The sequence below is a fragment of the Pseudomonas sp. St29 genome, assembly GCF_001547915.1.
Lineage (GTDB): Bacteria > Pseudomonadota > Gammaproteobacteria > Pseudomonadales > Pseudomonadaceae > Aquipseudomonas.
Map to the genome: position 1 here is coordinate 1,587,986 of NZ_AP014628.1, position 25,360 is coordinate 1,613,345.

Annotated in this window: 29 protein-coding genes; 18 read left to right on the plus strand and 11 right to left on the minus strand. The window is 65.6% G+C overall.

The window, feature by feature from the left end; genetic code table 11:
- The first annotated feature begins 258 nt into the window (after nt 1-258).
- The 6 genes from PST29_RS07175 to PST29_RS07200 all read left to right on the plus strand — a co-directional run bounded on the left by PST29_RS07175 (nt 259) and on the right by PST29_RS07200 (nt 6,470).
- Nucleotides 259-1,347: an aliphatic sulfonate ABC transporter substrate-binding protein gene (locus PST29_RS07175; RefSeq protein WP_060842702.1), complete on the plus strand. Its 1,089-nt coding sequence runs from the start codon at nt 259-261 to the stop codon at nt 1,345-1,347.
- A 291-nt stretch (nt 1,348-1,638) separates the two neighbouring features.
- Nucleotides 1,639-2,415 carry a 2OG-Fe(II) oxygenase gene (locus tag PST29_RS07180; RefSeq protein ID WP_060842703.1) on the plus strand — a complete coding sequence of 259 codons (777 nt, stop codon included), beginning with the start codon at nt 1,639-1,641 and terminating at the stop codon, nt 2,413-2,415.
- Between the two features lie 4 nt (nt 2,416-2,419).
- Nucleotides 2,420-3,169 (plus strand): tRNA-dependent cyclodipeptide synthase, encoded by a 750-nt coding sequence (locus tag PST29_RS07185; RefSeq protein ID WP_060837942.1) that lies wholly within the window; start codon nt 2,420-2,422, stop codon nt 3,167-3,169.
- A 112-nt stretch (nt 3,170-3,281) separates the two neighbouring features.
- Nucleotides 3,282-4,709: an MFS transporter gene (locus PST29_RS07190; protein ID WP_060842704.1), complete on the plus strand. Its 1,428-nt coding sequence runs from the start codon at nt 3,282-3,284 to the stop codon at nt 4,707-4,709.
- The gene (locus PST29_RS07195; RefSeq protein ID WP_060842705.1) at nt 4,702-6,054 is read left to right on the plus strand and encodes an LLM class flavin-dependent oxidoreductase; all 1,353 of its coding nucleotides are present in this window, start codon (nt 4,702-4,704) and stop codon (nt 6,052-6,054) included. The genes PST29_RS07190 and PST29_RS07195 overlap by 8 nt, the downstream gene beginning before the upstream one ends.
- 77 nt (nt 6,055-6,131) lie before the next feature.
- Nucleotides 6,132-6,470, plus strand: coding sequence for a YegP family protein (locus PST29_RS07200; protein WP_060842706.1), 339 nt, complete (start codon nt 6,132-6,134; stop codon nt 6,468-6,470).
- A gap of 66 nt (nt 6,471-6,536) precedes the next feature.
- Here the strand turns inward: PST29_RS07200 and PST29_RS32095 are convergent, their stop codons facing one another.
- Nucleotides 6,537-6,710, minus strand: coding sequence for a hypothetical protein (locus tag PST29_RS32095; protein WP_159426269.1), 174 nt, complete (start codon nt 6,708-6,710; stop codon nt 6,537-6,539).
- Between the two features lie 22 nt (nt 6,711-6,732).
- Here PST29_RS32095 and PST29_RS07205 point away from each other — a divergent pair, with 22 nt between their 5' ends.
- Both PST29_RS07205 and PST29_RS07210 read left to right on the plus strand, forming a co-directional pair.
- Complete coding sequence (locus PST29_RS07205; protein ID WP_047302337.1) at nt 6,733-7,377, plus strand: hypothetical protein; 645 nt, start codon at nt 6,733-6,735, stop codon at nt 7,375-7,377.
- Nucleotides 7,377-7,910 carry a hypothetical protein gene (locus PST29_RS07210; protein ID WP_060842707.1) on the plus strand — a complete coding sequence of 178 codons (534 nt, stop codon included), beginning with the start codon at nt 7,377-7,379 and terminating at the stop codon, nt 7,908-7,910. The genes PST29_RS07205 and PST29_RS07210 overlap by 1 nt, the downstream gene beginning before the upstream one ends.
- A gap of 69 nt (nt 7,911-7,979) precedes the next feature.
- On the opposite strand, the gene PST29_RS07215 is transcribed toward PST29_RS07210, so the two are convergent.
- Nucleotides 7,980-8,867, minus strand: coding sequence for a dihydrodipicolinate synthase family protein (locus PST29_RS07215; RefSeq protein WP_060842708.1), 888 nt, complete (start codon nt 8,865-8,867; stop codon nt 7,980-7,982).
- A gap of 31 nt (nt 8,868-8,898) precedes the next feature.
- Nucleotides 8,899-9,681, minus strand: a complete 783-nt coding sequence (locus PST29_RS07220) for an aldolase (RefSeq protein WP_060842709.1) — start codon at nt 9,679-9,681, stop codon at nt 8,899-8,901.
- Nucleotides 9,682-9,842: 161 nt separating this feature from the next.
- Between PST29_RS07220 and PST29_RS07225 the strand changes: the two genes are divergently transcribed.
- Entirely contained in the window at nt 9,843-10,385 is a 543-nt protein-coding gene (locus PST29_RS07225) for a helix-turn-helix domain-containing protein (RefSeq protein WP_060837950.1), read from the plus strand.
- A 462-nt stretch (nt 10,386-10,847) separates the two neighbouring features.
- On the opposite strand, the gene PST29_RS07230 is transcribed toward PST29_RS07225, so the two are convergent.
- Nucleotides 10,848-11,867 carry a DUF4917 family protein gene (locus PST29_RS07230; RefSeq protein WP_060845078.1) on the minus strand — a complete coding sequence of 340 codons (1,020 nt, stop codon included), beginning with the start codon at nt 11,865-11,867 and terminating at the stop codon, nt 10,848-10,850.
- Between the two features lie 157 nt (nt 11,868-12,024).
- Between PST29_RS07230 and yiaY the strand changes: the two genes are divergently transcribed.
- Nucleotides 12,025-13,173: an L-threonine dehydrogenase gene (gene yiaY, locus PST29_RS07235; RefSeq protein WP_060837951.1), complete on the plus strand. Its 1,149-nt coding sequence runs from the start codon at nt 12,025-12,027 to the stop codon at nt 13,171-13,173.
- 54 nt (nt 13,174-13,227) lie between these two features.
- Here the strand turns inward: yiaY and PST29_RS07240 are convergent, their stop codons facing one another.
- Together PST29_RS07240 and PST29_RS07245 are read right to left on the minus strand one after the other, a co-directional pair.
- On the minus strand, nt 13,228-13,509 hold the full coding sequence (locus tag PST29_RS07240) for a type II toxin-antitoxin system RelE/ParE family toxin (RefSeq protein ID WP_060837952.1): 282 nt from the start codon (nt 13,507-13,509) through the stop codon (nt 13,228-13,230).
- A complete protein-coding gene (locus tag PST29_RS07245) occupies nt 13,499-13,738 on the minus strand; it encodes a CopG family ribbon-helix-helix protein (RefSeq protein ID WP_060837953.1) in 240 nt (79 codons plus the stop codon). Before PST29_RS07245 ends, PST29_RS07240 begins: the two co-directional genes overlap by 11 nt.
- Before the next feature lie 162 nt (nt 13,739-13,900).
- On the opposite strand from PST29_RS07245, the gene PST29_RS07250 reads away from it, so the two are divergent.
- From PST29_RS07250 to PST29_RS07280, 7 genes are all read left to right on the plus strand, one after another.
- The gene (locus tag PST29_RS07250; protein WP_060842710.1) at nt 13,901-14,638 is read left to right on the plus strand and encodes a hypothetical protein; all 738 of its coding nucleotides are present in this window, start codon (nt 13,901-13,903) and stop codon (nt 14,636-14,638) included.
- 25 nt (nt 14,639-14,663) lie between these two features.
- Nucleotides 14,664-15,395 (plus strand): hypothetical protein, encoded by a 732-nt coding sequence (locus PST29_RS07255; RefSeq protein WP_060842711.1) that lies wholly within the window; start codon nt 14,664-14,666, stop codon nt 15,393-15,395.
- 3 nt (nt 15,396-15,398) lie between these two features.
- On the plus strand, nt 15,399-15,815 hold the full coding sequence (fos, locus tag PST29_RS07260; protein WP_060837956.1) for a fosfomycin resistance glutathione transferase: 417 nt from the start codon (nt 15,399-15,401) through the stop codon (nt 15,813-15,815).
- A 126-nt stretch (nt 15,816-15,941) separates the two neighbouring features.
- On the plus strand, nt 15,942-16,580 hold the full coding sequence (locus PST29_RS07265; protein WP_060842712.1) for a LysE family translocator: 639 nt from the start codon (nt 15,942-15,944) through the stop codon (nt 16,578-16,580).
- A 105-nt stretch (nt 16,581-16,685) separates the two neighbouring features.
- Nucleotides 16,686-18,035, plus strand: a complete 1,350-nt coding sequence (locus PST29_RS07270; protein WP_060837958.1) for a sensor domain-containing protein — start codon at nt 16,686-16,688, stop codon at nt 18,033-18,035.
- A gap of 157 nt (nt 18,036-18,192) precedes the next feature.
- Nucleotides 18,193-18,717, plus strand: a complete 525-nt coding sequence (locus PST29_RS07275) for a DUF4142 domain-containing protein (protein WP_060837959.1) — start codon at nt 18,193-18,195, stop codon at nt 18,715-18,717.
- Nucleotides 18,718-18,866: 149 nt separating this feature from the next.
- A complete protein-coding gene (locus PST29_RS07280) occupies nt 18,867-19,640 on the plus strand; it encodes a GNAT family N-acetyltransferase (RefSeq protein ID WP_060842713.1) in 774 nt (257 codons plus the stop codon).
- Here PST29_RS07280 and PST29_RS07285 read toward each other — a convergent pair.
- From PST29_RS07285 to PST29_RS07305, 5 genes are all read right to left on the minus strand, one after another.
- Nucleotides 19,600-20,418, minus strand: a complete 819-nt coding sequence (locus PST29_RS07285; protein WP_060837962.1) for an AraC family transcriptional regulator — start codon at nt 20,416-20,418, stop codon at nt 19,600-19,602. The genes PST29_RS07280 and PST29_RS07285 overlap by 41 nt on opposite strands.
- 104 nt (nt 20,419-20,522) lie before the next feature.
- Nucleotides 20,523-21,782 (minus strand): NAD(P)/FAD-dependent oxidoreductase, encoded by a 1,260-nt coding sequence (locus tag PST29_RS07290; RefSeq protein WP_060842714.1) that lies wholly within the window; start codon nt 21,780-21,782, stop codon nt 20,523-20,525.
- On the minus strand, nt 21,779-22,012 hold the full coding sequence (locus tag PST29_RS07295; RefSeq protein ID WP_060842715.1) for a 2Fe-2S iron-sulfur cluster-binding protein: 234 nt from the start codon (nt 22,010-22,012) through the stop codon (nt 21,779-21,781). The genes PST29_RS07290 and PST29_RS07295 overlap by 4 nt, the downstream gene beginning before the upstream one ends.
- Entirely contained in the window at nt 22,009-23,130 is a 1,122-nt protein-coding gene (locus tag PST29_RS07300) for an NAD(P)/FAD-dependent oxidoreductase (protein WP_060842716.1), read from the minus strand. Before PST29_RS07300 ends, PST29_RS07295 begins: the two co-directional genes overlap by 4 nt.
- On the minus strand, nt 23,127-24,059 hold the full coding sequence (locus PST29_RS07305; protein WP_060842717.1) for a 4-hydroxyproline epimerase: 933 nt from the start codon (nt 24,057-24,059) through the stop codon (nt 23,127-23,129). The genes PST29_RS07300 and PST29_RS07305 overlap by 4 nt, the downstream gene beginning before the upstream one ends.
- A gap of 265 nt (nt 24,060-24,324) precedes the next feature.
- Between PST29_RS07305 and PST29_RS07310 the strand changes: the two genes are divergently transcribed.
- A complete protein-coding gene (locus PST29_RS07310) occupies nt 24,325-25,245 on the plus strand; it encodes a dihydrodipicolinate synthase family protein (protein WP_060842718.1) in 921 nt (306 codons plus the stop codon).
- The last annotated feature ends 115 nt before the right edge of the window (nt 25,246-25,360 follow it).

A 25,360-nucleotide genomic window follows, 5' to 3' on the forward strand; every position in this document is an offset into this window, starting at 1 on the left:
CATGACGGGTGCAGGGTTCAGGGGCTGTTCGCCAGCAAGCTGGCTCCTACGGCCGCTGTGTCAGCCTGGTGTTCTGAGCATGACCACGATGACTCTCGTAAGAGCTGGCTTGCCAGCGAAGGCGGCCGCATGACGGGTGCAGGGTTGAGGGGCTGTTCGCCAGCAAGCTGGCTCCTACGGCCGCTGTGTCAGCCTGGTGTTCTGAAGCACGCCAGCCATCCACCTCGTAGGAGCTGGCTTGCCAGCGAAGGCGGCCGCATGAGGGGTGCAGGGTTGAGGGGCTGTTCGCCAGCAAGCTGGCTCCTACGGCTGCTGTGTCAGCCTGGTGTTCTGAAGCACGCCAGCCATCCACCTCGTAGGAGCTGGCTTGCCAGCGAAGGCGGCCGCATGACGGGTGCAGGGTTGAGGGGCCATTCGCCGGCAAGCCGGCTCCTACAAGGGCTGGTGTTGTGTTTGTGGCTGGGCACTGCCCTGGCGCAGCCGGCGTTGCGGGTCTCCAGCCAGAAGCAGTCGCTGAAGATTCTATTGCAGGCCGCCGGCGAACTGGAGCAGGTGCCGTACCCCATCGAGTTCGCGTCCTTTGCCGCCGCTGCGCCCACCGCCGAGGCCCTGGCCGCGGGGGCGGTGGACATCGGCAGCCTGGGGGACGCGCCGTTCGTGTTCGCCGCGGCCGCCGGGGCGCCGATCAAGACCGTGGGGGTGATCAAGCTCAAGGTCACGCCCACAGCGGTGGCGCTGTTGGTCAGGGACGACTCGCCGCTTCGGGATGCCGCCGACCTCAAGGGCCGGCGCATCACCACCACTCGCGGCTCCATCGGCCATTTCCTGGCCCTGGCGGCGCTGCGTTCGGTCGGCCTGCACGGCGCGGATGCGCAGTTCATCTTTCTCCAGCCGGCCGAGTCCCGCAGTTTGCTGAGCAACGGTCAGGCCGACGCCTGGTCGACCTGGGACCCCTACACCAGCATGGTGCAGATGGACGGTGGAACCCGGGTGCTGGTCAGTGGCGAGGGCCTGTTCGCCGGGCACATGCTGCTGGTGGCCAATGATCAGGCGATCCATGACAAGCCGGCACAGATTGCCGATTTCCTCCGGCGCCTGGATCGCGCCTATGCCTGGGCCAATCAGCATCAGGCCGAGTTTTCCCGCATCCAGGCCGGCTACAGCGGCCTGCCGGTAGAGGTCCATGAACGCTCCAACCGCTACTCCGTGCCCCGACGCATTGCCGTGGGCCCGTCGGTGGTGGCGGACGTGCAGCACACCGCTGATCTGTATCGCGAGGAAGGCATCATCCAGAAGTCGTTCGATGCGGCGGCTTACATGGACGAACAGTTCAATGAAGTTGAATGAATTGATGGCGTTTTTATTAATTAAGCTCGGGAGGAATGAATAAATATCCCTTCAATAATGTCCGCTGTTTAACTTAACTATCAGCAAATTTAATAGTGTTCGCGAAGACCGTTGAAGTTGTCGGTAATGGCCGCTATTTGCCTGATTTTCGATACATTTTTAAGTTTGGATATTAGAGGTAAAGGGTATTTCACAAGGTCTTGCCAACTGCATAAGGTGGCCCTGAAACAAATTATTACGTTCTGCCAGTCTTGTACTTCGTCGCTACTTCCAGGGAATAAGGGAGCTTGCATGTTCACAGTCACTACTGCCGACAAATTTGAAGCGCGGCATATCCTCGATGTTGTGGAAAAACGCTCTTACGGCGTTCAGCTCAAAGGTTTCTGCCCACCGGATACCTTGCAGGTGGCGCGGGAGCATCTTTACCGGCAGGAACTGCGCAGTGCCTTCAGCCAGCAGCAGGAGTTTGTCCGGATCGGCAAGGCCTATATCGAGATCCAGGATGAACAGAGCCGGGCCGAATACCACGCCCTGGCCCTGCCCAACATCCGCAAGATCCGCAACCTGTTCCGGCCCCTGGCCTCGCCCATCGACGAGCTGCGCCTGTTGCTCGACGAGGTCTGGCCCCAGGGTGCGCACCTGCTGCAGGTGGACGGGCAGAAATGCTTCGTCGGCATCGCCCGTTTCCAGGGCTCGGGGGTCGATCTCACGCCCCACACCGACAAGCTCGAACGCAATGCCCCCGAGGGCCACAGCCCGCCGCTGCTGACCCAGCTGTCGACCAACATCTACCTGGAGATCCCCGAGGACGGCGGTGAACTGGAGATCTGGGGCATCGAGCCGGACGAGGACGAATACAACCGCCTCAAGGGCGAGCGGGCCTACGGCATCGAGCGCCACCTGTTGCCGCCGCCGGACTTCGTGGTCAAGCCCGAGCCCGGCGACCTGATCCTGCTCAACCCACGGCTGATCCACGCGGTCCGCCCTTCGGCCAGCAGCACCCGGGTCACCCTCGGGGTCTTTATCGGTTACTACGGCGAACACCAGCCTTTGGCCTACTGGAGCTGAACTCATGAGCAAGGTGCAGGAAATCAACCTCAAGGCCTACTTCAACAAGGGCGGCGAGGAGCACGAATTCGACGGCAAGCGCGTGGTCCTGGCGGTCAGCGTCGGCCAGGAATACCACGAGGACCAGAAGCTGCGGTCCACCATCCACCTGATCAACCAGTCCGGCTTCAGCCACGTCAAGGTGGTGGTCGCCGACACCCTGCAACGTCACAACAAGCACGGCAAATCCCCCGGCGAGGCGCTGTCGGCGTCGATCCGCGACGGCGATGCCTGGCTGGCGCGCAACCAGAGCATCCTCGACGGCCTGCGGGTGCCGTACCACATCACCCGCTGGAACCAGGAGCTGGCCAGCGACCGTTACGCCGAGTTGCGCCAGCAACTGGACCAGATCTATCAGCAGCGCGAGGAATTGCGCCAGGCCATCGACAGCACCATCAACGTGTTCACCGAGCGCCTGCGCCTGCGCGATGAACAGGCGGACATCGAACGGGCGGCGGCCCAGTGCCGGGAATACATCCTTGAGGAAATCCCGATCATTCTGCCGCTGTGGGCCGACGAGGGTTACCACTACGTGCTCTATCCGCAGCAGATGACCAGCGCCATGGCCACCAGCCGCGAACTGCTGATCGAACCCCACAGCCCGGACCGGGTGCGCTGGCTGCCGCTGAAGTTCAAGAAGCGCGGGATTCCGATTCCGTTCACCTTGCCCGGCGCCATTCACCCCAACTGGACCAGCGGCGCCATCGCCATCTGACCCGCCGCGATCAATGCAGGAGGTGGCTTGCCAGCGATGCAGGACTCAAGGGCCTGTTCGCCGGCAAGCGGGCGCCTGCAGAGCGGTTTTTTTTGACTGACAAGGAGTTTCCATGAGCGTTTTTGCGCAACAGCAACGCAAGTGGTGGGCATTGCTCGGTGTGAGCATCGCCAGTTTTCTCGGCTGTGTGGATTTCACCATCGTCAACACCGCGCTACCGGCGCTGCAGGCCGATCTCGGGGCTTCGGTGGACAGCCTGCAGTGGGTGATCAACGGCTTCATCCTGACGCTGTCGAGTTTCATGGTGCTGGTGGGGCGCCTGGCCGACCTGCATGGACGCAAGCGGGTGCTGTTCATCGGCCTGAGCGTGTTCGGCCTGGCGTCCCTGGCGGCCGGACTGGCGACGCAGATCGACACCCTGATCGGCGCCCGGGTGATCCAGGGGCTGGCCTGCGCGGTGCTCTACACCGCCTCCGGGGCGATTGTCTCCAGCACCTTCGACAGCGCCGAACAGGGCAAGGCCTTTGGCGTGCTGTTCGGGGTCAACGGCGTGGGGCTGGCTGTCGGGCCGGTGCTGGGCGGGCTGATCACCAGTGGTTTTGGCTGGCAGTGGATCTTCCTGATCAACGTGCCTTTCGTGCTGCTGAGCCTGGGCATCTGCAGTGTCAGCGTTAAGGAATCGCGCTCGGCCGAGACCGGTGCGCGGCTGGATGGCTGGGGCGCCTTGCTGTTGCTGATCGGCTTGCCGAGCCTGGTGCTGGTGATCGTTCAGGGCGGAGCCTGGGGCTGGGGTTCACGCCTGACCCTGAGCCTGATCGCCGTGGCGCTGCTGGCCCTGGTGGCGTTCCTGGCGGTGGAGAAACGGGTCGCGGCGCCGATCATCGACCTCAAGCTGTTCGCCAACCGGCGCTTTGTCGCCGGGGTGGCGGCCAGTTTCGGCCTGGCGCTGTTCTATTGCGTGGCGTTCTTCGTCATGCCGCTGTACCTGGCGCAGATCCGTGGCGCATCGGTGCAGGCCAGCGGCCTGCTGTTGCTGCCCACCACCTTGGGGGTGGCGTTGCTGTCGCCGCTGGTGGGACGGCTGGTGGACCGCAAGGGCCCGGCGCTGTTGATCAAGGCCGGGTTGCTGCTGTTCGTGCTGTCGGCGCTGCTGCAGGCCGGCTTCGATCGCCAGACGTCACTGGCGTATCTGCTGGGCGCCTTCGTCATCATGGGCCTGGGCTGGGCCAGCATTCTCGGGCCGTCGACGGTGCTGGGCATTTCTTCGGTGCCCCAGGCAGTGGGCTCGGTGGCCATGGGCTCGCTGATGACCCTGCACAACGTTGGCGGCGGCATCGGGCTGGCGCTGGGGGTGGGCTTGTTCCACCACTTTTCCGCCACGCCGCTGGATGACCCCCAGGGCGCCTTTCTCAATGGCTATCGCGGGGTGATGCTGTTCTTGGCGCTGGCGACGCTGTTGGTCTGGGCTGCGGTGAGCCTGTTGCTGCGCGCCGCGCCGAGTCCGGTGGCGGCGGCCGAGGAGGGCGCCAGCCATGGCTGAGCGCGGCGGGCAGATGGGGCTGGGGGCCTTTCTCTCCGGCGCCGGGGCCCACGGCGGCAGTTGGCGCCATCCCCGGGCGGATGCCGATGCCTCGTTGAATTTCCAGCGCTATCGGCACTACGCCCAGACCCTGGAGCGAGGTTGCTTCGACGCGCTGTTTCTCAACGACAACGTGGCGGTGGGGGATCTCGATCCGCGGGTGCTGGCCCGCAGTTCCCACAGCCTGCGCTGGGACCCGCTGACCCTGCTGCCGGCCCTGGCGGTGGTGACCCGGCACATCGGCCTGATCGCCACCGCCAGCACCACCTACAACGAGCCCTACAACCTGGCGCGCAAGTTTGCCTCGCTCGATCACTTGAGCGAGGGCCGGGCCGGCTGGAACCTGGTGACGGGGCTGATCGGCGGCGAGAACTTCAATCAGCCCGTGCCCATGAGCCACGCCCAGCGTTATGCCCGCGCCGAGGAATTTTTCGACGTGGTCAGTGGCCTGTGGGACAGCTGGGCCGATGATGCCTTCCCCCGGGACCCGGCCAGCGGCCAGTGGCTGCGCATGGAACGGATGCACCTGTTGCAGCACCACGGGCAGCACTTTCAGGTCCAGGGGCCATTGAACGCGCCACGGCCGGTGCAGGGCTGGCCGGTGATTGCCCAGGCCGGTTCCTCGGGCCCGGGCAGCGAACTGGCGGCGCGTTGCGCCGAGCTGGTGTTCACCGCCCAGACCGACCTGGAGCAGGCCAAGGCGTTCTACGCCGGGCTCAAGGAACGACTTCCCGCTTACGGCCGCCAGGCCGGGCAGTTGAAAATCTTCCCAGGCATCGCCCCCACGGTGGGCCGCAGCCTCAACGAGGCCGAGGAAAAGTACCAGCAATTGCAGGAGTTGCAGGATCCGCAGGCCCAGCTCAAGGCGCTGTCCTACCTGCTGGACCTGGGCATCGACCTGTCGAGCCTGCCCCTGGACGCCCAGGTGCCGCTGTTGGCGGATGCGGCGCCCACCGAACGGCACAAGAGCCGTCGGCAACTGGTGGTGGAGCTGATCCGCCGGGAACGGCCAACGCTGGCGCAACTGCTGCGCAGCCTGTCCGCCAGCGGGCACAAGGTGCTGGTGGGCACGCCGGGGCAGATCGTCGACGAGATGGCGACCTGGTACGAGGAATACGCCGCCGATGGCTTCAATGTGCTGTTCACCCACCTGCCGGGGGCCATCGACGACTTTGTGCAATGGATCACCCCCGAGCTGCAGCGCCGGGGCCTGTTTCGCCAGCGCTACACGGGGCACAGCCTGCGCGAACACCTGGGGCTGGAACGGGTGGCAAACCGATTCTTCAGCCAGCGGGGCAATGGCTGAATCGCCGAAAGGGACTTTACTCTCAAGGCGCAACGCCCATCGATCAACGCCCATCGAAAACCCCAAGGAGCAACAGCATGTCCGGATGGTATGAGTTGAAGAAAAGCAGCAGCGGCCAGTTTCGTTTCCTGCTCAAGGCGGCCAACGCCGAGACCATTCTCACCAGCGAGCTGTACACCACGCGCGCGGCCGCCGAGAACGGCATTGCCTCGGTGCAGGCCAACAGCCCCCTGGAGGAGCGCTACGAGCGCAAGAGCGCCAAGGACGGCAAGCCCTATTTCAATCTCAAGGCGGCCAATCACCAGATCATCGGCAGCAGTGAAACCTATTCGTCGGAGGCGGCCCGGGACAAGGGCATCGCCAGCGTCAAGGCCAACGGTCCGAGCCACAACATCAAGGACCTGACGGACGCCTGAACCCGGTTCGACAAGGTCTTTGCCGCTTGGCCCGATCAGGGGCCAGGCGGCCTTGTTGCAGCGCCATCAGCCCTGTGGCAGCGGGTCGCCCGCGATGGCGGCGGGCTTGGGTTCGAGCCCCTGGCGGGCGCCAGCCGATTGGCGACTGAATTCTGGCGAAATGCCATCACTTGTTTTATCCTCCGCGCCCGTCACCGGGCGCTCGGCATGCCTGGCACCTTGGGTGACGTTTTCGATCATTGTCCAAGGGATCTGCGACCTCATGATTCGCCCTTTCGTTTTACTCGCCGCGCTGCTGGCGCTGAGCGGTTGCTACAGTCTGTCACCCACGAAAATTGCCAAGAACATGAACCCCGACCCGCAGTCGGGGGTGGCTTATGTGGTGGGGGTGGTCGGGATCTGGCCGAAGGCGGTGCACACCGCCAACGAACAGATGCTGCTGATTCGTCCACGAGGCGGTGACGGGTTCGCCTCGGCGCGCTTGTACAACGAGATCTACGGCCGCACGCCACGGGATGTGCGCGAGAGCTGGCACGGCATCGGCAGCCTGTTCGTCATGCCACTCAAGCCTGGGCGCTACGAGATCTACAACCTGCATTTCGATCGCGGCAACGCCAAGTCCTGGAGCCGCGAGGACTTCTCCATCCCCTTGGAGCTGGAAGCCGGCAAGGCCTATTACGTCGGCGATTTCCGCGCGGCCTGTCTGTCGGCGCTGGGGGCCAAATGCGTGTTTTTGCACAGTGACCATATGGAGCGCGACGCCGCCCTGGTGCGTGCCAAGTACCCGCACGTGCCCAGCCTGCAACGGGTCGACCTGGAGAAGATGGAACAAGCGACGCCGTTGATCGTCAAGGAGCAAGGGCCCAAGGCCTCGATGCTCAAGGCCATGCTCTCGGGAGAGTTGTGATGCGGACGCGGTTGTGGGTGTTGCTGGTGTTGATGCTGGGGCTGGGGGGTTGCCAGACCAGTCATAGTCTCAAGCCGGCCGAGGTGGATTATCAGCAGGCGTTGCCGGCGATCAGCGTCAGCGTCATGGGCGCCATTCCCGGGGGCCTGATCCGTGATGAACTGCGCCGCCGCGGCACCTTCGAACAGGTGCAGTCGGGGTTCACTGCCGATGGCTACAACGTGATCGTGATGGCCGACAGTGACTACTTCGGCTGGCAGAACATTCCCATGGGGCTGCTGAGCGCGATGACCTTTTTTATCGTGCCGGGTCGCGTCACCTGGGACAGCCAGGTGATGTTCCATGTCAGCCGTGGCGACCAGCCTTTGGCCAAGTACCGGGTCAGCAACCACACCCGCTCCTGGCGCGGCTGGGCCAATCTCGATGGCGGCCAATACCAGCATGTGCAGCGCATCACCGACGAGTTCATCGCGCAGATGCTGCAGGACCCGCAGTTCAAGGCCACGGCCCCGGTGGCGCTGAACAGCCACTGAGCCACGCGTGAACGCGGCCCATGCCAAAGCCCGGACGGTGTCAGCCGCCCGGGCTTTTTTGTCAGGGCTTCAACCCAGGGTCTGCAGCAGTGTGTGCAACTGTTGTCGACCGCCCGCGTTCAGGGCAAACACCGGCCGGCGTGGCTCGCCGGCGTTCAGCCCGGTCAGTTCCAGCCCGGCCTTGACCGTGGCCGGCAAGCCGCCCTTGAGGATGAAATCCAGCAGCGGCAGTTGGCGGTAGAACAGTTCCCGGGCCCGTTGCAGGTCATGCTCCAGCACGGCCTGGTACAGGTCGAGATTGAGCTGGGGGATCAGGTTCGCCGCCGCCGTGCACCAACCGCTGGCACCCGCGGCGAAGGCTTCCAGGGCCAGCGGGTTGCAGCCGTTGTAGAACGGCACCTGGCCTTCGCCCAGCAGGTGCAGCTTGTGCATGCGCTGGATGTCGCCGGTGCTCTCCTTGACCAGGGTGACGTTTTCCACGCTGTGGAAGATCTTCAGGATCAGCTCCACCGACATGTCGGTGCCGCTGGTGGCCGGGTTGTTGTAGAGCATGATCGGCACGCCGATGCTGGCGCCGATGGCCTGGTAGTGGGCGAGGATCTCGGCTTCGCTGAGTTTCCAGTAGGAGGTCGGCAGCACCATCACCACGTCGGCGCCCTGGGCTTCGGCAAAGCGCGCGCGGCGGATGGCCTTGGCGGTGGTCAGGTCGGAGACGCTGACGATGGTCGGCACGCGCTTGGCCACGTGGCGGATGCTGAACTCGGCGACCTGGTCCCATTCCGCGTCGCTGAGGTAGGCGCCTTCGCCGGTGCTGCCCAGGGGCGCGATGGCGTGGACGCCGGCGTCGATCATGCGGTCGATGGAGCGCCCGAGGGCGTCCAGGTCCAGGCCTTCGCCGTTGGCGCCGAAGGGGGTGACGGTGTAGCCGATGATGCCGTGGATCTTGGGGGTAGGCATGGTGCAACTCCTGCAAGGCATAAGGGGTGGATCAGTTCAGGCAGTCGGCGTGTTTTTTCAGGTTTTGCCGAGCGTAATAGTTGAAGGCGGCGCCGTGGCGCTTGGGCTTGGAGATCCAGTCGTGGGCTTCGCGGCCCAGCTCCGGGAGGATCGGCTTGATGCGGCCGGCGGCCATGGCCAGCAGTTGCAGCTTGGCCGCGCGCTCGATCAGTTGGGCGATCACGCAGGCTTCCTCGATGCTGGCGCCGGTGGACAGCTGGCCGTGGTGGGAAAGCAGGATCGCGCGCTTGTCGCCCAGGGCCGCGGAGATGATTTCGCCTTCTTCGTTGCCCACCGGCACCCCCGGCCAGGCTTCGAGAAAGGCGCAGTCCTCGTACAGCGGGCAGAGGTCCATGTGCGACACCTCAAGCGGCACTTCGAGCATCGACAGCGCGGCAACGTGGGTCGGGTGGGTGTGGATGATGCAGTTCACGTCCGGCCGGGCGCGGTACACCCAGCTGTGGAAACGGTTGGCCGGGTTGGGCATGCCGTGGCCTTCGAGGACTTCCAGGTCTTCGTTGACCAGCAGCAGGTTGCTGGCGCTGATTTCGTCGAAGCCCAGGCCCAGCTGCTGGGTGTAGTAGGTGCCCGGTTGCGGGCCACGGGCGGTGATCTGCCCGGCCAGGCCCGAGTCATGGCCGTTTTCGAACAGGATGCGGCAGGTCAGGGCCAGCTTTTGCCGGTCGGTCCACGTATTATCCGCCAGGGTGTTTTGCATCTGGGTCAGGGCGTGCTTGACCAGCTGGTCTTTGGGCAGTGCTAATGTCTTGGCCATGTCGAAGGTCCTTTGAGAAGTGCAATGGACGTCGGATCTGCGCTTCACCTGCTGCTTGCGAGGTCGTTGGGTGAGGCGTGATGACACTTAAAAGGCTATATGACACTTTGTGTCATTGGCAAGCGCCAATCGTTGTTTCCTAGATGGATTAACCGCTCTACATGTCTATCCGTTTGAAATTACTGAGAAAAAAACTTGGCGTGACCCTGGAGGCCCTGGCCGAAAAATCCGGGATGACCAAGAGTTATCTGTCGAAAGTCGAGCGCGGGTTGAACACCCCGTCGATCGCGGCGGCGCTGAAACTGGCCAAGGCGCTGAACGTCAAGGTCGAGGAGCTGTTCGCCGAGGACAGCATCAGCCTCGACAGCTACAGCCTGGTGCGCAGCGACCAGCGCCAGTCGCTGGCGGCCAACGACCAGGCCCCGGGCTATGCGGTGCTGGCCCACCAGGTCAGCGAGCGCAACCTGCTGCCGTTCATCATCTACCCGGCCAGGGAGTTCAGTGACAAGACCTTCAAGGAGCACCTGGGGGAGGAGTTCCTGTTCGTCCACGAAGGCCAGGTGGAAGTGGATTTCATGAACGAACGGGTGATCCTCAACCGTGGCGACGCACTGCACTTCAACGCGCAGAAACCCCACCGCATTCGCTCCCTGGGGGACGAGCAGGCGCAGTTGCTGGTGGTGGTACACAGCAACGAAGAATGAACCCCGACCACTTCCTGTAGCCGCTGCCGCAGGCTGCGAACGGGCCGCAGGCCCGCGGCGATCCCCAGGACACCCAAGCCCCTGGCGGTGCTTATCGCAGGCTGCGCCAGCGGCTACACCAAGCCTGGCGTGTCCCCATCCGTAGCCGCTGCCGCAGGCTGCGAACGGGCCGCAGGCCCGCAGCGATCCCCTGGACACCCAAGCCCCTGCGGTGCTTATCGCAGGCTGCGCCAGCGGCTACACCAAGCCTGGCGTGTCCCCATCTGTAGCCGCTGCCGCAGGCTGCGAACGGGCTGCAGGCCCGCGGCGATCCCCAGGGCGCCCAAGCCCCTGGCGGTGCTTATCGCAGGCTGCGCCAGCGGCTACACCAAGCCTGGCGCGTCCCCATCTGTAGCCGCTGCCGCAGGCTGCGAACGGGCCGCAGGCCCGCGACGATCCCCAGGACGCCCGCGCCCGGCGCGGTCAGTGTTCGACGGGCACCGCCAGGGCCGGGTTGCCGAGGGCGTGGGTCTTGGAATCGAAGAAGCGCAGGTTCAACTCCAACCCTTCGAACAGCTTGGCGTAATGACGCTTCTGGTGCTGGATGAACGCCGCGCTGCGCGGGTAGATGGAGATCGCCAGGGTCGTGACGGCCGACTGGCGGATCGCCTGCACCAGGTGCTGGTCCTGGGGCCCCAGGTTGTGGCCGAAGATGCACAGGGCGCCGTTGTGATCCAGCAGCTGCTGGTAGCAGAACGACAGGTAGTCCGAACTGCGGATGGTCTTGAGCTTGTCCGCCAGCGGCCCTTCGCTGACGAACAAGGGCACGTCGTCCAGGGTCTTGAGGGTGTTGTTGATGGCGAAGCTGCCCAGCAGGGTGCCTTCGGTGGCACTCAGCTTGCGCGCGCTGCCATCGAGGTTGCGTACCAGGTGCAGGCCGCCGTGCAGGTAGAGGATGCGGGTCGCGGCACGGGGGGCGGTGCCCAGTGCGAAGGCCGGGTCGGCGCCGTGAAACAGGTCGTCGATGCCTTGGCTGTCATGCTGCACGGCCCAGTAGTTGAGCAGGTCGTAGTTGCTGGTGAACACCGTGGGGTAGCGCCGCAGTTCCTGGTTGATGGCCGCCAGGCTCTGCGCCTGGATCAGGCGCCAGGGAATGTGCACCGCGTGCACGGTGTTGATCAGCGCTTCCTTGATCGCGTAGTAGCGATTGCGCGGCGCCGCCGAGCTGACCGCCAGGGCCTTGTTGACCCGGCTGGTGGTTTTCAGGGCCCCCAGCACCTGCTCGAAGCTGCGGGTCTGCAGGGCTTCGAACACGCTGAGTTCGGATGGACTCAGGGGCTTTTCTTCGACGGTGCGGGCGTTTTCGAACAGCGAATCGTAGGCGAAGTCTTCCCACACGGCGCGGCTGGCGCCGTTGCCGATCAGCAGGCCGCCGAACGCCGTGCTCGTGCCCAGGGCGTTCCAGTCTTCAAGTTCGGCGTCAAATTCCTGGAAATCCGTCATCGCGGTCATTGGTCTCAAGGCAGTAGGTGATCAGGGCGCCGACTTTATCACGACCGACCCTTGAGCCAGATCAAGATCGCCCGTGACCGATGAGTCGATCCTGTCGGGCATACACCGCATCGACACCCGCATTGGGCCTTCGCCCGGAGACTTCCTCATGAGCAGCACCTTCTTTATTCCCGCCGTCAACATCATGGGTATCAACTGCCTGGACGAAGCCATGGAGGCCATTCGCAACTATGGTTTTCGCAAGGCGCTGATCGTCACCGACGCCGGCCTGGCCAAGGCCGGGGTGGCCGGGATGATCGCCGAGAAGCTGGCCATGCAGGACATCGATTCGGTGATCTTCGATGGCGCCAAGCCCAATCCGAGCATCGCCAACGTCGAGCAGGGACTGGCGCAGTTGCAGCAGTCGCAGTGCGATTTCGTCATCTCCCTGGGGGGCGGTTCGCCCCATGACTGCGCCAAGGGCATTGCCCTGTGTGCCACCAACGGCGGACAGATTGCCGATTACGAAGGGGTCGATCGCTCAAGCAAGCCGCAGTTGCCGCTGATCGCCATCAACACCACCGCCGGCACCGCCAGCGAAATGACCCGTTTCTGCATCATCACCGACGAGTCGCGCCACGTGAAAATGGCCATCGTCGACCGTAACGTCACGCCCTTGCTGTCGGTCAACGATCCGGCGCTGATGGTGGCGATGCCCAAGGGCCTGACCGCCGCCACCGGCATGGACGCCCTGACCCATGCCATCGAAGCCTATGTGTCCACCGCCGCCAACCCGATCACCGATGCCTGTGCGCTCAAAGCCATCAGCATGATCAGCGCCAACCTGCGTCAGGCGGTGCACGACGGCAGCGATCTGTTGGCGCGGGAGAACATGGCCTATGCCCAGTTCCTCGCCGGCATGGCCTTCAACAACGCGTCCCTGGGCTTCGTGCACGCCATGGCCCACCAACTGGGCGGTTTCTACGACTTGCCTCACGGGGTGTGCAACGCCGTGTTGCTGCCCCATGTGCAGAGTTTCAATGCCAGCGTCTGCGCCGACCGCCTGACCGATGTGGCTCACGCCCTGGGCGCGGACATCCGTGGTTTCAGCCCGGAGGAGGGGGCCCAGGCGGCAATCGCGGCGATTCGTGCCTTGGCTCGGGATGTGGAGATTCCTGCCGGCCTGCGTGAACTGGGGGCCAAGTTGCAGGACATTCCGCTGCTGGCGGCCAACGCCCTGAAAGACGCCTGCGGCCTGACCAACCCGCGTCCGGCGGATCAACGGCAGATCGAGGAGATCTTCCGTAGCGCGTTTTGAGGAACGGGTAGGTCCGTTTCGCTGGCAAGCCAGCTCCTGCAAGTGAAGCGTTCATCAACGCGCCGGGGGCTGACGGCGGGTATGGAAAATTCGCAGTATCTGTAGCCGGTCTCCCCGCACCCGATAGGGAATCAGGTAGGGCCACCCCGGTACCACCCACTCCCGGGTGCCGGGCAGGCGGCCTTCGCGGCCGCTTGAGGGGAGGCGGGCCAGTTGCTCGATGCTGGCCAATAGCGTCCTGACGAATTCCGCAGCGGCCCGGGGATCGTCCTGGGCGATATGACGCGCCTCAGCATCCAGGTTGTTCAAGGCGCTGCGCAGCCATTCAATGCCCATTGTCGGTCCACTTGCCGGCGATGGCTGCCACTTCTTCGGCACTGGCAAAGTCACCCGCGTGGGCCTCGTTCAGGGCCTTCTGGATTTCCTCTATCTGCCAGGCTTCCCGCGCCAGGTATTCCCGCAGGGCATCCACGGCGAGAAACGACTTGCTGCGCCCGGTGGCCTTTGCCAGCAGGGCCAGGGTTTCAGCGAGCTCATCGGGCAAGCGCAGGGACATGATGGACATGGCGATCTCGTCATACCCTAGCCCAGCCCCGGCCATTCGTCAGGTCTGGAGTTGTCACAAGGCAACTCCCGAGCACCAGCTCCCAGCGTTGAAAGCATCCGCGCGGCAGAGGATAGTGCGAGCAGAAATCGCGCTGAATCCGCCTGTCACAAGGAGTCGTGAATGTTCCGTCGCTCTTCTCTGATCCCGCTGCTGGGCAGCCTGGCGTTGCTGGCCGGCGCCACCTCGGTGGCGGCCCAATGCCTGCCGCCGCCACGCAATGCCGAGGTTCCGGGCTTTTCCCTGTGCAAGGACTGGCCGGCGTTTGCCGACCAGAGCATCAGCCTGTTGTCCGAGATGGTTCCGGACCCCAGCGACACCGGCAACGGTGACGGCACCTACAACCTGCAACTGGCAGTGCTGGAGCGCAACAGCGGACAGGTCCTGGCGCGCTATGCACAGCCTGCGGCCTTTGTTTCCGACGCGGTTCGCCTGGAGAGCGTGAAGCTCGACACCGGGCGCTTCCAACTCACGCCGCAGGTGCGGGCGTTCGGGGTCCGTGCCGGGTTCGAAGGCTCGTCCCGGGTCAACCCCTTCAGTCAGGTCTGGCTCAACCTGTATGTGCGAGAGGGCAGCACCCTGCGCCCGGTGCTGGAGAAATTCCTGGCCCACTCCTACAACGGCGAATGGGATGGCCAGTGTGCCGGGGAGGGGACAAAAACCACCCGTACCCTGGAGATCGCCAAGACCCGCAGCCATGGTTATGCCGACCTGATCGTGCGTTCGGTCAGCGTCAGTACCCGAAGCGAAATAGTCGGAGAGGAGTGCCAGTCCAAGTCGGTGACCGCCAAGCCGGTGCTCGTCACTTTGCATTACGACGGCCAGCGTTATGTCCTGCCCAATGGCTACAGCGGTATCTGATACCGGCAATCGATAAGGACGCTTGATGAAACGGCTTGAACAATCGGCCCGAGGGCTGCTGCTGTGCGCCTTGCTGGGCATGGCGACGACCGCGCTGGCCGAGTGCAGCGACTCAATCTATGCCCCGGGAGAACTCCATGTCTGCAAGCCCTGGCCGGCGGAAGAAGGCATGAATATCGGGGTTCGAGCAACGCCGATGCAGGGGCCGGTCAACGCCAAAGCACCCCGCTACAACCTGGATGTGGCGCTGCTGCTTGACGACAACGGTTGGGCCGTGGCCAGTTACAACAAGGACCTGGCCCCGCGTTCCGATGGCCTGGCCTTGCAGGGGTTGCAGATCGACACCGGGCGTTATCAGTTGAGCGAGGAGGAGCGGGCCTTTGGCCTGCGGGTGAACTACCTCCGCGCCTCCAGCACCCGGCCCTATGAGAAAACCGTGCTGACCCTGTTCGTGCGCGATGGCAAGGGCCTTCCGCCGAGGCTCGAAGGGCTGGTGGTGGATGAGCGCCGCGGCGAGTTCGGCACGGGCGGTGAGTGTGTCGGGCGCAGCCGGATCCTGCAGCGGACCCTGGAGCTGGGCAACGGCCAGCGCAATGGCCATGTCGACCTGCTGGTGCGTACGCGAATCGTCGACACCGAGCATTTCAAGGGCCCGGCCGGTTGCGAGCGTCGTGATCTGGCGCCCAGGAGCAGCCGCGTCACCTTGCACTACGACGGTCAGCGCTACCCCTTGCCCCAAGCCCTGAAAGGTGTGTGATCCATGCTCACTGGCCTCAATCACCTGACCCTGGCGGTCAGCGACTTGCCCCGCAGCCTGGCCTTCTATCACCAGCTATTGCAACTGCGCCTGGAGGCCACCTGGGAGTGCGGAGCCTATCTGTCGTTGCCGGGGCTGTGGCTGTGCCTGTCCCTGGACCCGCAACGGCAGGCGCCGGCCGTTGCCGATTACACCCATTACGCCTTTGGCGTCGGCGCCGCGGATTTTTCATCGCTGGTACAGCGTCTGCGGGAGGCGCGGGTTCAGGAGTGGCGCGACAACCGCAGCGAGGGCGCATCGTTTTATTTTCTCGATCCCGATGGCCATCGACTGGAGGTCCATGTCGGTGACTTGGCCTCGCGATTACGCGCCTGTCGCGAACGTCCCTACGCGGGAATGCGCTTTTACCCCACCGACTGAGGTTGCGCTGCCTGGAAGCAGCTGACGAAAGTCGCTGGTGGCAAGGTGCCTTGATCGTGCAGAATCCGGCAGATTCGTTCTGTGCCTGGCGTTACCGTGAGGTGCATCCGTTCTGGAGTCTTGCCGATGACCTCATCGCTGTTGCTGGCCGTTATCGCCTCGGGTTTCATTTATGCCATCACCCCCGGACCCGGGGTCCTGGCGGTGTTCGGCATCGGTGCGTCCCGAGGCCGCAAGGCCGGCGCCGGGTTTCTTGGCGGGCACATGCTGGGGGATGTGGTCTGGTGCAGCACGGCGCTGATCGCCATTGTCGGTGCCCGGGAAATCGGCAGCGAGGCTTTCAATATCCTCGGCCTGCTCAGTGGCCTGTACCTGTTCTGGCTGGGAATGCGCGCGATCCGCGCTCGTCGCGGCAACGGCTATGAGCCCCAGGGCGCCGCGCGCCATCCGTTCTGGCACGGCGTTCTCTTCGGCCTGACCAATCCCAAGGCATACCCGGTGGCCGTGGCCACCTTCACCGCGCTGCTGTCCAGCCGCGCCGAGCTGCTCACCTGGTCGATGCTGCCCGGTCTGATTGCCCTGAGCTTCCTCGGTGGGCTTGCGGCATACGCTATTCTCATCGGCGTTGTCGGCGCGCGTCGGGTGCGCGATGGCTACCAGCGCCACGAACTGGCAATCACCCGGATCTGCGGGGTGATGTTCATCGGTTTTGCGATCAATGCCCTGCTGCATGCGGTACCGGGACTGATCGGCAACAAGGCATAACGCCGCTCGCGGGGTGCGAGGGTGTAAGGCCGGTGCTCGACACTGGCCGAACAGGCTCAAGGGATGGGTACTCAGTGCATTTTTCATGGGTAGTAGCTTTCTCTGATGGCAACCAACAACTCCGCGCCTCTGGCCAGTTTCATCGACCTGCTCCTGGACGCCGTGTGCGCCGTGGATATCGAGGGTCGCTTCGTGTTTGTCAGCGCTGCCTGCGAGCGGGTATTCGGCTACACCGCCGATGAGCTGATCGGTCGGCGGATGATCGAGCTGGTACACCCGGACGATCGCGAACGCACCCTGCAGGCCGCCCGGGAAATCATGGGCGGTGTGCCCAAGCCCAACTTCGAGAACCGCTACCTGCGCAAGGACGGGCGCGTGGCCCATATCCTCTGGTCGGCGCGCTGGTCGGAGGTGGACCAGTTGCGCATTGCCGTGGCCCGGGACATCACCGAGCGCAAGCTGGCCGAGTCGAAACAGGCCGCGCTGTATGCCATCTCCGAGGCGGCCCACGCCACCGAAGACCTGCTGGGGCTGTTCAAGCGAGTGCACCGGATCATCGGCGAGTGGCTGCCGGCGCTCAATTTCGCCCTGGCGCTGTACGACGAGCGCAGCGACAGCCTGAGCTTTCCCTACCATGTCGACGACTGCGAAAGCAGCCCGGAACGGCCCGGAACCCTGATCGGGCGGTTTTGCGCCCAGGTGCTGCAGCATGGCCAGTCCCTGCTGCTGGCGCCCACATGCCCGTCGAGCCGGAATCTGTGGGACGAGTTCGCGGTCATCCAAGGCCCGCGTTGCTGGCTGGGGGTGCCGCTGAATTCGCAGAAGGGCACCATCGGCGTGCTCATGGTCAAGAGCGCCCCCGGCGCCCAAGGCTACGGTGAGGCGGAGCTGGAACTGCTGCAGTACGTCAGTGCCCAGCTGGCTGCGGCCATCGAACGTGCGCAATTGCATGCGCGCCTGCACTACATGGCCGAGTACGACCAATTGACCCATCTGCCCAACCGCGAACTGCTGCGCGAGCGCTTGCGTTCGGCCCTGGCCCGGGCCCGGCGCGACTCGGGACGCATGGCCCTGCTGTACGTCGACCTGGACAAGTTCAAGGAGGTCAATGACACCTGCGGGCATGCCGTGGGCGACATGCTGCTGCAAGCGGTGGCCAACCGCCTCAAGGGTTGCGTGCGCGAATCCGACACCGTGGCGCGCATGGGCGGCGATGAATTCGTGGTGCTGCTGGAAAGCGTGCAGCACATTGACGACGCCCAGCACGTGGCGGAAAAAATTCGCCACGCGCTAAACGAGCCACTGCGCCTGGATGGCCATTGGCTGAACATCCTGCCGAGCATCGGCATCGGCCTGTACCCCGAACATGGCCTGGAGGAAAAACAGCTGTTCAAGTACGCCGACGAGGCCATGTATGCGGTCAAGCGCGAGCGCAAGAGCCGCTCCAGCGCCTGAGGCCGGCGCGCTGATCCAGCCCCCGGACCCAAGCGGGAAGCGTCGCCGTTCGTCGTCTCGGCGCCGCTCCCGGTAAACCTTTGGTGCTCAGGGTTTTCCCAATGCAGGCGGGGGCGCTGGCTCCCGCCGGATGGATTTGCAAGAGGAGAACCCACCCATGAACTGCATGGCCACTGTCCTTGGCCGCGCCGGCCTGGCCCTGTTGCTGGGCCTTGGTGCCGGCAGCGCCCTGGCCCAATCCCCTGCGGCCTTCATCGACGATGCCTCGGCCCAAGCCATGGCCGATATCGAAGCCAGCCGCCAGGCGCACCGGCTGACCTCATCCAAGGCGCTCAAGGAATACACCATCCAGGTGATCAACGATCGCACCACGGCCAATCAGCATCTGGCGAAAATTGCCAGGCAGCTGGACCTGCCGGTGGCCCCCCGGGAACAACTGCTGGACCAGGCCAAGCGCCGGGTGCCGCCACTTCCCGAAGGCGAGGATAGCGACCGCGTCTACGCCACGAACCAGATCAAGGCCACCCAGACGGCGATCCGGCAGATCCGGCAACAGGCGCAGACCAGCGAGCTTCCCGAGCTCAAGGCGTTCGCCGAGGAAACCCTACCGAAACTGGAAAACCACCTGCAAATGGCCAGGGCGATCCGCGCCGGACGCCCGATCGATCGGCTGGAGGGGTGAACCTCGGGCGAGCACCCACGCCTGCTTACACTTCGGTACATGGCTTCGCACAATCAAACAGGATTGTGCTGGAGCTGCCTGGGCTGTGGGCTTAACGTGGCCCGCTGCAGGCGTCGGATCCGGCGCCGCGAGGCTCAAGGAGGCAGGACATGGCGCAGGCACCGCGCGTTGCGATCAGCGATCTGTACCATCGGGCAGAGGATTATTTCTTCCTGTCCATCTCGCAGTTCTATCGCCGCTTTGGCGACGAGGTGAACGCCTATTGCACCGGCGTTGCAGCCAGCAGCCTGAACCTGCTGCTGATGCAGGGCAGCGAACGCGACAACGCCGAGCCTCTGGCCGAGGGCGTGGCGTTTCTCGAGCGCGCCGGGGTGCCGTTCTGTGTGGTGATGCCCCAGGCCCAGGCGGCGCGCTACAGCCAGCAGTTGCTCCAGCAGCAACTGGTGGCGGCGGACCAGACCCGGTGCATGGCCCTCGATCTTGCTTCCTACGTCCCGTCCCAGGCCGCGCCGGCGCTGAGGGATGTGCGCTGCACCGATCGGCACCTGCAGGATTGGGCGCGGCCGGTGGCGAGTGCCTTCGAGTCGGGGGATGCGGCCATCGAGCAGTACCTGGCGCGGCATCGGGCGGCGTTGCAGGCCGGGCGGGCCTTGCGGCATTTCAGCCTGTACGTCGATCAGCGTCCGGTGAGCGCCTTGACCCTGTCCCTGGGGCCGGAGGTGGCGCGGCTGGACGATATCGGCACGCTGCAGGGTTTCCAGGGGCGGGGTTATGCCACGGCGCTGATCCACGCGGTGCTCGGCTTCGCCCGGAGCCGGGGCGCCAGATGGTGCGTGCTGGAGGCCTCGCTCGACGGTCTGTCGATCTACCGCAAGGCCGGCTTCAATGTCCTGTTCGACTACCGCACTTTCTGTCAGGCATGAGCGGGGCCGCGGCGTTCTGCCGGAACTGCCGCGGGCTGAGCCCGGTGAGGGCCTTGAATTGCCGGCTGAAGGCGCTGTGGTCGGTGTAGCCGCATTGCAGGGCCACTTCGGTGATGGGCTCCTGGGTCAGCAGCAATTGTGAGGCGTGTTCCAGGCGCACCTTGTGGATCATCTGCCGCGGCGTGAGGTGGAAGATGCGCTTGCAGTAGCGCTCCAGCTGGGCCGTGGACAGCCTGGCGATGCGGGTCAGGTCCTGCAGGCGGATGGCTTCGCTGTAGTGCTCGCGGATATGCCGGTCCACCGCCGCCAGGCGTTCATAGGCCGGATGGGTGTCATGGGCCGCCTGCAGGTCCAGGGAGATGCCGGCCATGCCGATGATCCGGGCGTCACGACCATAGAGCGGCAGCTTGTGGGTCAGGCACCAGCCCGGTTCGCGGCTGCCGTACAGGTGCAATTCCAGTTGGCCCTTGATGGTCACGCCCTGGTGCAGCACGCGCTGGTCCTGCTCGGTGTAGACCGGGCCGAGCACCGCGGGAAAGACCTCGGCGGAGGTCTTGCCCAGCAGGGGGCGGATGCTCTTGAAGCCGCAGCGCTGGGCCAGGGTCAGGTTGGCGATCAGGTAGCGGGCCTGCAGATCCTTGATGAAGAACACCGCGCTGGGGATGCAGTCCAGCAGCGGGGCGAGGGGTGCCATGTTGGCCAGCAGGCTGTCGATGTCCCCGGGGGATTGGGCGGCGATGGCCCTGGGCAAATGGTGGAGCTGTGCGCTATCGATCATCGTCGGCCTCTCTCTGGGGGGGCTTGGGGGATGGATCTGTGTCGCTAAAGCCAGGGCCGGCAAAGGGCCGGGGGCTGCGTGCCGACCCGGGCCGGTGCCGGTTTTTAGTCTGCCGCGTCCGGCGGGCGGGCGTCGAGCATCAGGGTGGCGACCCGGGCCGGCACCAGGGGCGAACGCGGCGCCACCTCGGGCCAGTCGAACAGGCGCCGGGCGGCGCTGGCGCAGACCCGGCCCTGGCAGGCGCCCATGCCGCACCGGCTGTGCAGCTTGGCGCTGCTCCAGTCCGCCGCGCCGGCTACGGCCGCATAGGGCACATCTTCGCACCGGCAGAGCAGGGTATCGGGGCGGGCCAGTTGCAGGATCTGCGGTTGCAGTTCGAAGTGCCGTTGCAGCCGTGCGGCAAAGTCCTGCCAGTGCCGGCGGCGGTCGATCAGCGTGGCGGCCCGGGCACGCTGGCCGCTGGCCACGCAGCCGGCAATCTCGCCTTCGATCAAGGCCAGTTCGCTGCCACCGATGCCGGTGCATTCACCGGCGGCCAGGACCTGGGGCAGGCTGCTGCGTTGTTGCGCGTCGACGGCGATGGCCCCCTGTTCCAGGCGACAGCCCAGGTGGCTGGCCAGTCGGGTGTTGGGCACCAGGCCGAAGCCGCAGGCCAGGTAGTCGCAGGGCAGTTCACTGAGGTGCCGGCCCTGGCGGATGCGTACCCGTTGCAGGTGCTGGTCGCCCAGGGCCTCCACCACGTGGGCGTTGCAGCGGTAGGCCGGGGTGAGCAGTTGCATGGCCTGGATCAGCTTGGTCGGCCAGCGCCACAGTTGGCTGGCGAACCCCAGCACCGCCGCGGCGGGCGCCTGTTCCAGCACCCGCAGCACCCGCGCCCCGGCCTGGCGTGCGGTGGCGGCGGTGGCCAGCAGCAAGGGGCCGCTGCCGGCGATCACCAGGGTTTTTCCCTGCAGGGGCAGGCCGTTTTTCACAAGGGCCTGCAGACCTCCGGCGCCGGTGACCCCGGGCAGGGTCCAGCCGGGAAAGGGCAGCAGCAGTTCCTGGGCGCCGCAGCACAGGATCAGCTGTTCGAAGTCCAGCTGCCAGGCCTGGCGGGCATCCTCCAGCAGCAGGCTGTGGGAGCTCAGGGCGGCGATCACGCGGGTGGCGCCGAGGTACCGCACCGCCGGGTGCTGCACAACCTTGAAGCGTTCGTCCGCGGCCGGCGGCGTCGGACCCTGGCGCCAGATCTGGCCGCCGGGGCGCGGGTTGTCGTCGATGAGCACGATCGAGCGGGCGCTGTGGCTGGCGGCTCGGGCCGCGGCCAGCCCTGCCGGGCCGCTGCCGACAATCAGTATCTGGCAGCGCAGGCGCCGGGGGTTCATTGGCTGCGCTCCACCTGCATGCCGTCCTGGCACAGGGTCTGGCAGGCCAGTTGGCGCAGGCCGTCGATGCTCATCCGGCATTCCTGGCAGATGCCCATGCCGCAGAACGGCGCCCGTGGCCCGCCGTTGCAGGCGGTGCGGGTCCGCGGGTCGCCGCTGGCGGCCACGGCGGCGGCGACCGTGAGGCCGGGGCGCACGGCCAGTGCCTGTCGATCCAGGTAGATGATCATGGGGACTCTCCAGTCAGGGGGGCGAAGCGCCCGGGCAGATAAGGTCGCGGATCGAGCGCCGGGCATTCGCCGAACATCTGTTGCACCAGCAGCCGTGCGCTGCCGGGGGCGGTGGTCACCCCCAGCCCTTCATGGCCGACCGCCAGCCACAGCCCCGGCTGTTGCGGGTGTTCGCCGAGGATCGGCAGGCCGTCGGGCGTGGCGGCGCGAAAGCCGGTCCAGGCGCGGATGCCGTTGAGCTGCGCCAGTGCCGGCAGGTACTCCACCGCGCGCCGCAGCATCGGTGCCAGCACCTGGGGCTCGACCTCGGGCTCCAGGGTGTCGAACTGTCGGGACGAGCCGATCAGCAGTTGCCCGGTGGGGCGTGGCTGGACATTGAACGCCACCGAGGTGCCGTTGCTGGCGTGGGCGCTGGCGGCATAGCCCAGTTCCACCAATTGATGCCCCACCTGCTGCGGGTAGCGGTCGGTGATCAGCAGGTGGCCCTTCTTCGGTCGCAAGGGCAGTTCCGCCAGCAGCTCCCGGGCGCCGTAGCCGTTGGCCAGCAGCACCTGGGGCGCCTGCAGCACCCGGCCATCGTCGAGTTCCAGCCGGTTGCCGGCGACGCTGCGGACCCGAGCACGCAGACAGCGGATCAGCGGCTGGCTGTCGAGCAGCCAGCGGGCGGTGGCCGGGGCGTAGAGGATGCCGTCGCCGGGGACTTGCAGGGCACCGCCCAGGCCCTGGCGCAGCATCGGTTCCAGGGCCGCCAGTGCCGGGCCATCGAGCAGTTGGCCGGTGACGCCCTGTGCGGCCAGGGTCTGCTGCTTGGTCCGGGCCAGGTCCATTTCCGCGCGGTCGGCGGCCAGCCACAGGGTGCCGCAATTGCGGTAGGCGCAGGCCTCGGGCAGATGGGCACGCAACTGGCGCCAGAGGCCGATGGAGTAGTGACTCAGGGCCAGCTCCGCAGGGTTGTCGTCCATGGCCACCAGATGCCCCATGCCGGCTGCGGTGGCGCCGCCACGGGCGTCGTCCAGTACCTGCACCCGCAGACCGCGGCGGGCCAGTTCGTGGGCGCAGGCGGCGCCGATGATGCCGGCGCCGACCACGATCACATCGGCCTCGGCCTGCACCTTCACGAGCCGATGCCCCAGGCGAACGGGTCGCTGTCGTCCAGCAGCAGGGTGGCTTCGGCGCTGATATGGGCACTGCCGCGCAGGGTGGGAATGATCCGGTCGCCGACCACTTCGTAGTGGGCGCTGAACTGGCTGCCGATGACGCTGGCCTGGCGCCAGGTCTGGCCCGGGGCGAGCTTGCCGTCCGCGGCCAGGCAGGCCAGCTTGGCACTGGTGCCGGTGCCGCAGGGAGAGCGGTCGTAGGCCTTGCCCGGACAGAGTACGAAGTTGCGGCTGTCGGCTTGCGAGTCGTCGGCGAACAGTTCGATGTGGTCGATGATCCCGCCCCCGGCGCCGGTAATTCCGGCGGCTTCCAGGGCCGCGCGCACGCTCCAGGTGTAATGGGTCAGGGCTTCGACATTGTCCAGGGCCAGGCGCTGGCCATGATCGCTGATCAGGAAGAACCAGTTGCCGCCCCAGGCAATGTCGCCGTGCAGCGTGCCGTGCCCCGGCACCTGCAGCGCCACCTGCCTGCGGTAGCGATAGGCGGGCACATTGCGCACGCTCACCGACAGGTCGTCATGCAGGGTGGCCTGCACCGTGCCCACCGGGGTTTCGATGCGGTGCACGCCGCAGTCGATGCGCCCCAGGTGGTACAGCGAGCGCACCAGGCCGATGGTGCCGTGGCCGCACATGCCCAGGTAGCCGCTGTTGTTGAAGAAGATCACGCCGGCGCAGGCATCGCTGGCCTGGGGCGCGCAGAGCAGGGCGCCCACCAGTACGTCGCTGCCCCGGGGTTCGAGGACGCAGGCGCGGCGCCATTGATCGTGGTCGTTGCGCAGGGTTTGCAGGCGCTCGGCCATGGAGCCCCGGCCCAGGTCGGGAAAGCCGTCGATGACCAGACGGGTGGGTTCACCCCCGGTGTGGGAGTCGATCACGGTTATTTTTTTCATGGCGGCACCTGCGGGGAAAGAGCTACAGAGTGGCCCTGGCGAGGGGGCTGCCGCTTGTGGGTTTTCCCTGGCGCGGATGACGAAATCGGCACAGTCGCCGGTGCGTACCCGGGCTCGGGGAGGTACGGCGCAGGCGATCGCTGAATGTGCCGATTTCGTCTCCTGCGGGGGTGAAAAGCTTCAAGCTGCAAGGGGGATAAAAGGCGACTCTGGATAGCGTCTCCAACGCCAGTCGGCCCGGCCGACCTCAAACAAGGACAAGACCATGAGCCGTAAAGCCATCCAGTGGAGCGGTGTATTCCCCGCCGTGACCACTCAGTTCAAAGCCGATTTCTCCCTCGATCTGCAGGCCACTCACCAGGTCATGCGCAAGCTGGTGGACGATGGCGTGTCCGGCCTGGTGGTGTGCGGCACCGTGGGGGAAAACACCTCCCTGAGTACCGCCGAGAAACTCGCGGTGATCGAAGTCGCCAAGGACGCCGCGGCCGGCCGGGTGCCGGTGATTGCCGGGGTGGCCGAGTTCACCACTGACTTTGCCCGCAACACCGTGCGCGAGGCCGCCAGGGCCGGGGCCGATGGGGTGATGGTGATGCCGGCGCTGGTGTACTCGGCCAAGCCCCATGAAACCGCGGCGCATTTTCGCGCCGTGGCCACCGGCACCGATTTGCCGGTGATGGTTTACAACAACCCGCCGATCTACAAGAACGACGTCACCCCCGAGGTGCTGATCGCCCTGCAGGACTGCGAGAACATCGTCTGCTTCAAGGATTCCTCCGGTGACACCCGGCGCTTCATCGACCTGCGCAACGCGGTCGGCGATCGCTTCGTGCTGTTTGCCGGGCTCGATGACGTGGTGGTGGAAAGCGTCGCGGTGGGCGCCGAGGGCTGGGTCTCGGGCATGTCGGTGGCCTTCCCCAGGGAAGGCGAGACGCTGTTCCGCCTGGCCAGGGACAAACGCTTCGAGGAGGCCCTGGCCCTGTATCGCTGGTTCATGCCGCTGCTGCACCTGGACGCCCGGCCGGATCTGGTGCAGTGCATCAAGCTCTGCGAAGAACTGGTGGGCCGCGGTTCGTCCATCACCCGGCCGCCGCGTCTGGCGCTGCAAGGGGAAACCCTGGCCGAAGTCAAAGCCATAGTCGCCAAGGCCCTGGCCACGCGGCCGAGCCTGCCGGACGTCGGCCTGTAATCCCTTGCCGGGCGCCCCGGGCGGGGCGCCCGCTTGCGTAACAGCGCATGTGCTGCAAGCGTCGGGCGGCCCCGCCGACGTGACATTCGACCTGCCTATTCCAATAACCCCAAAA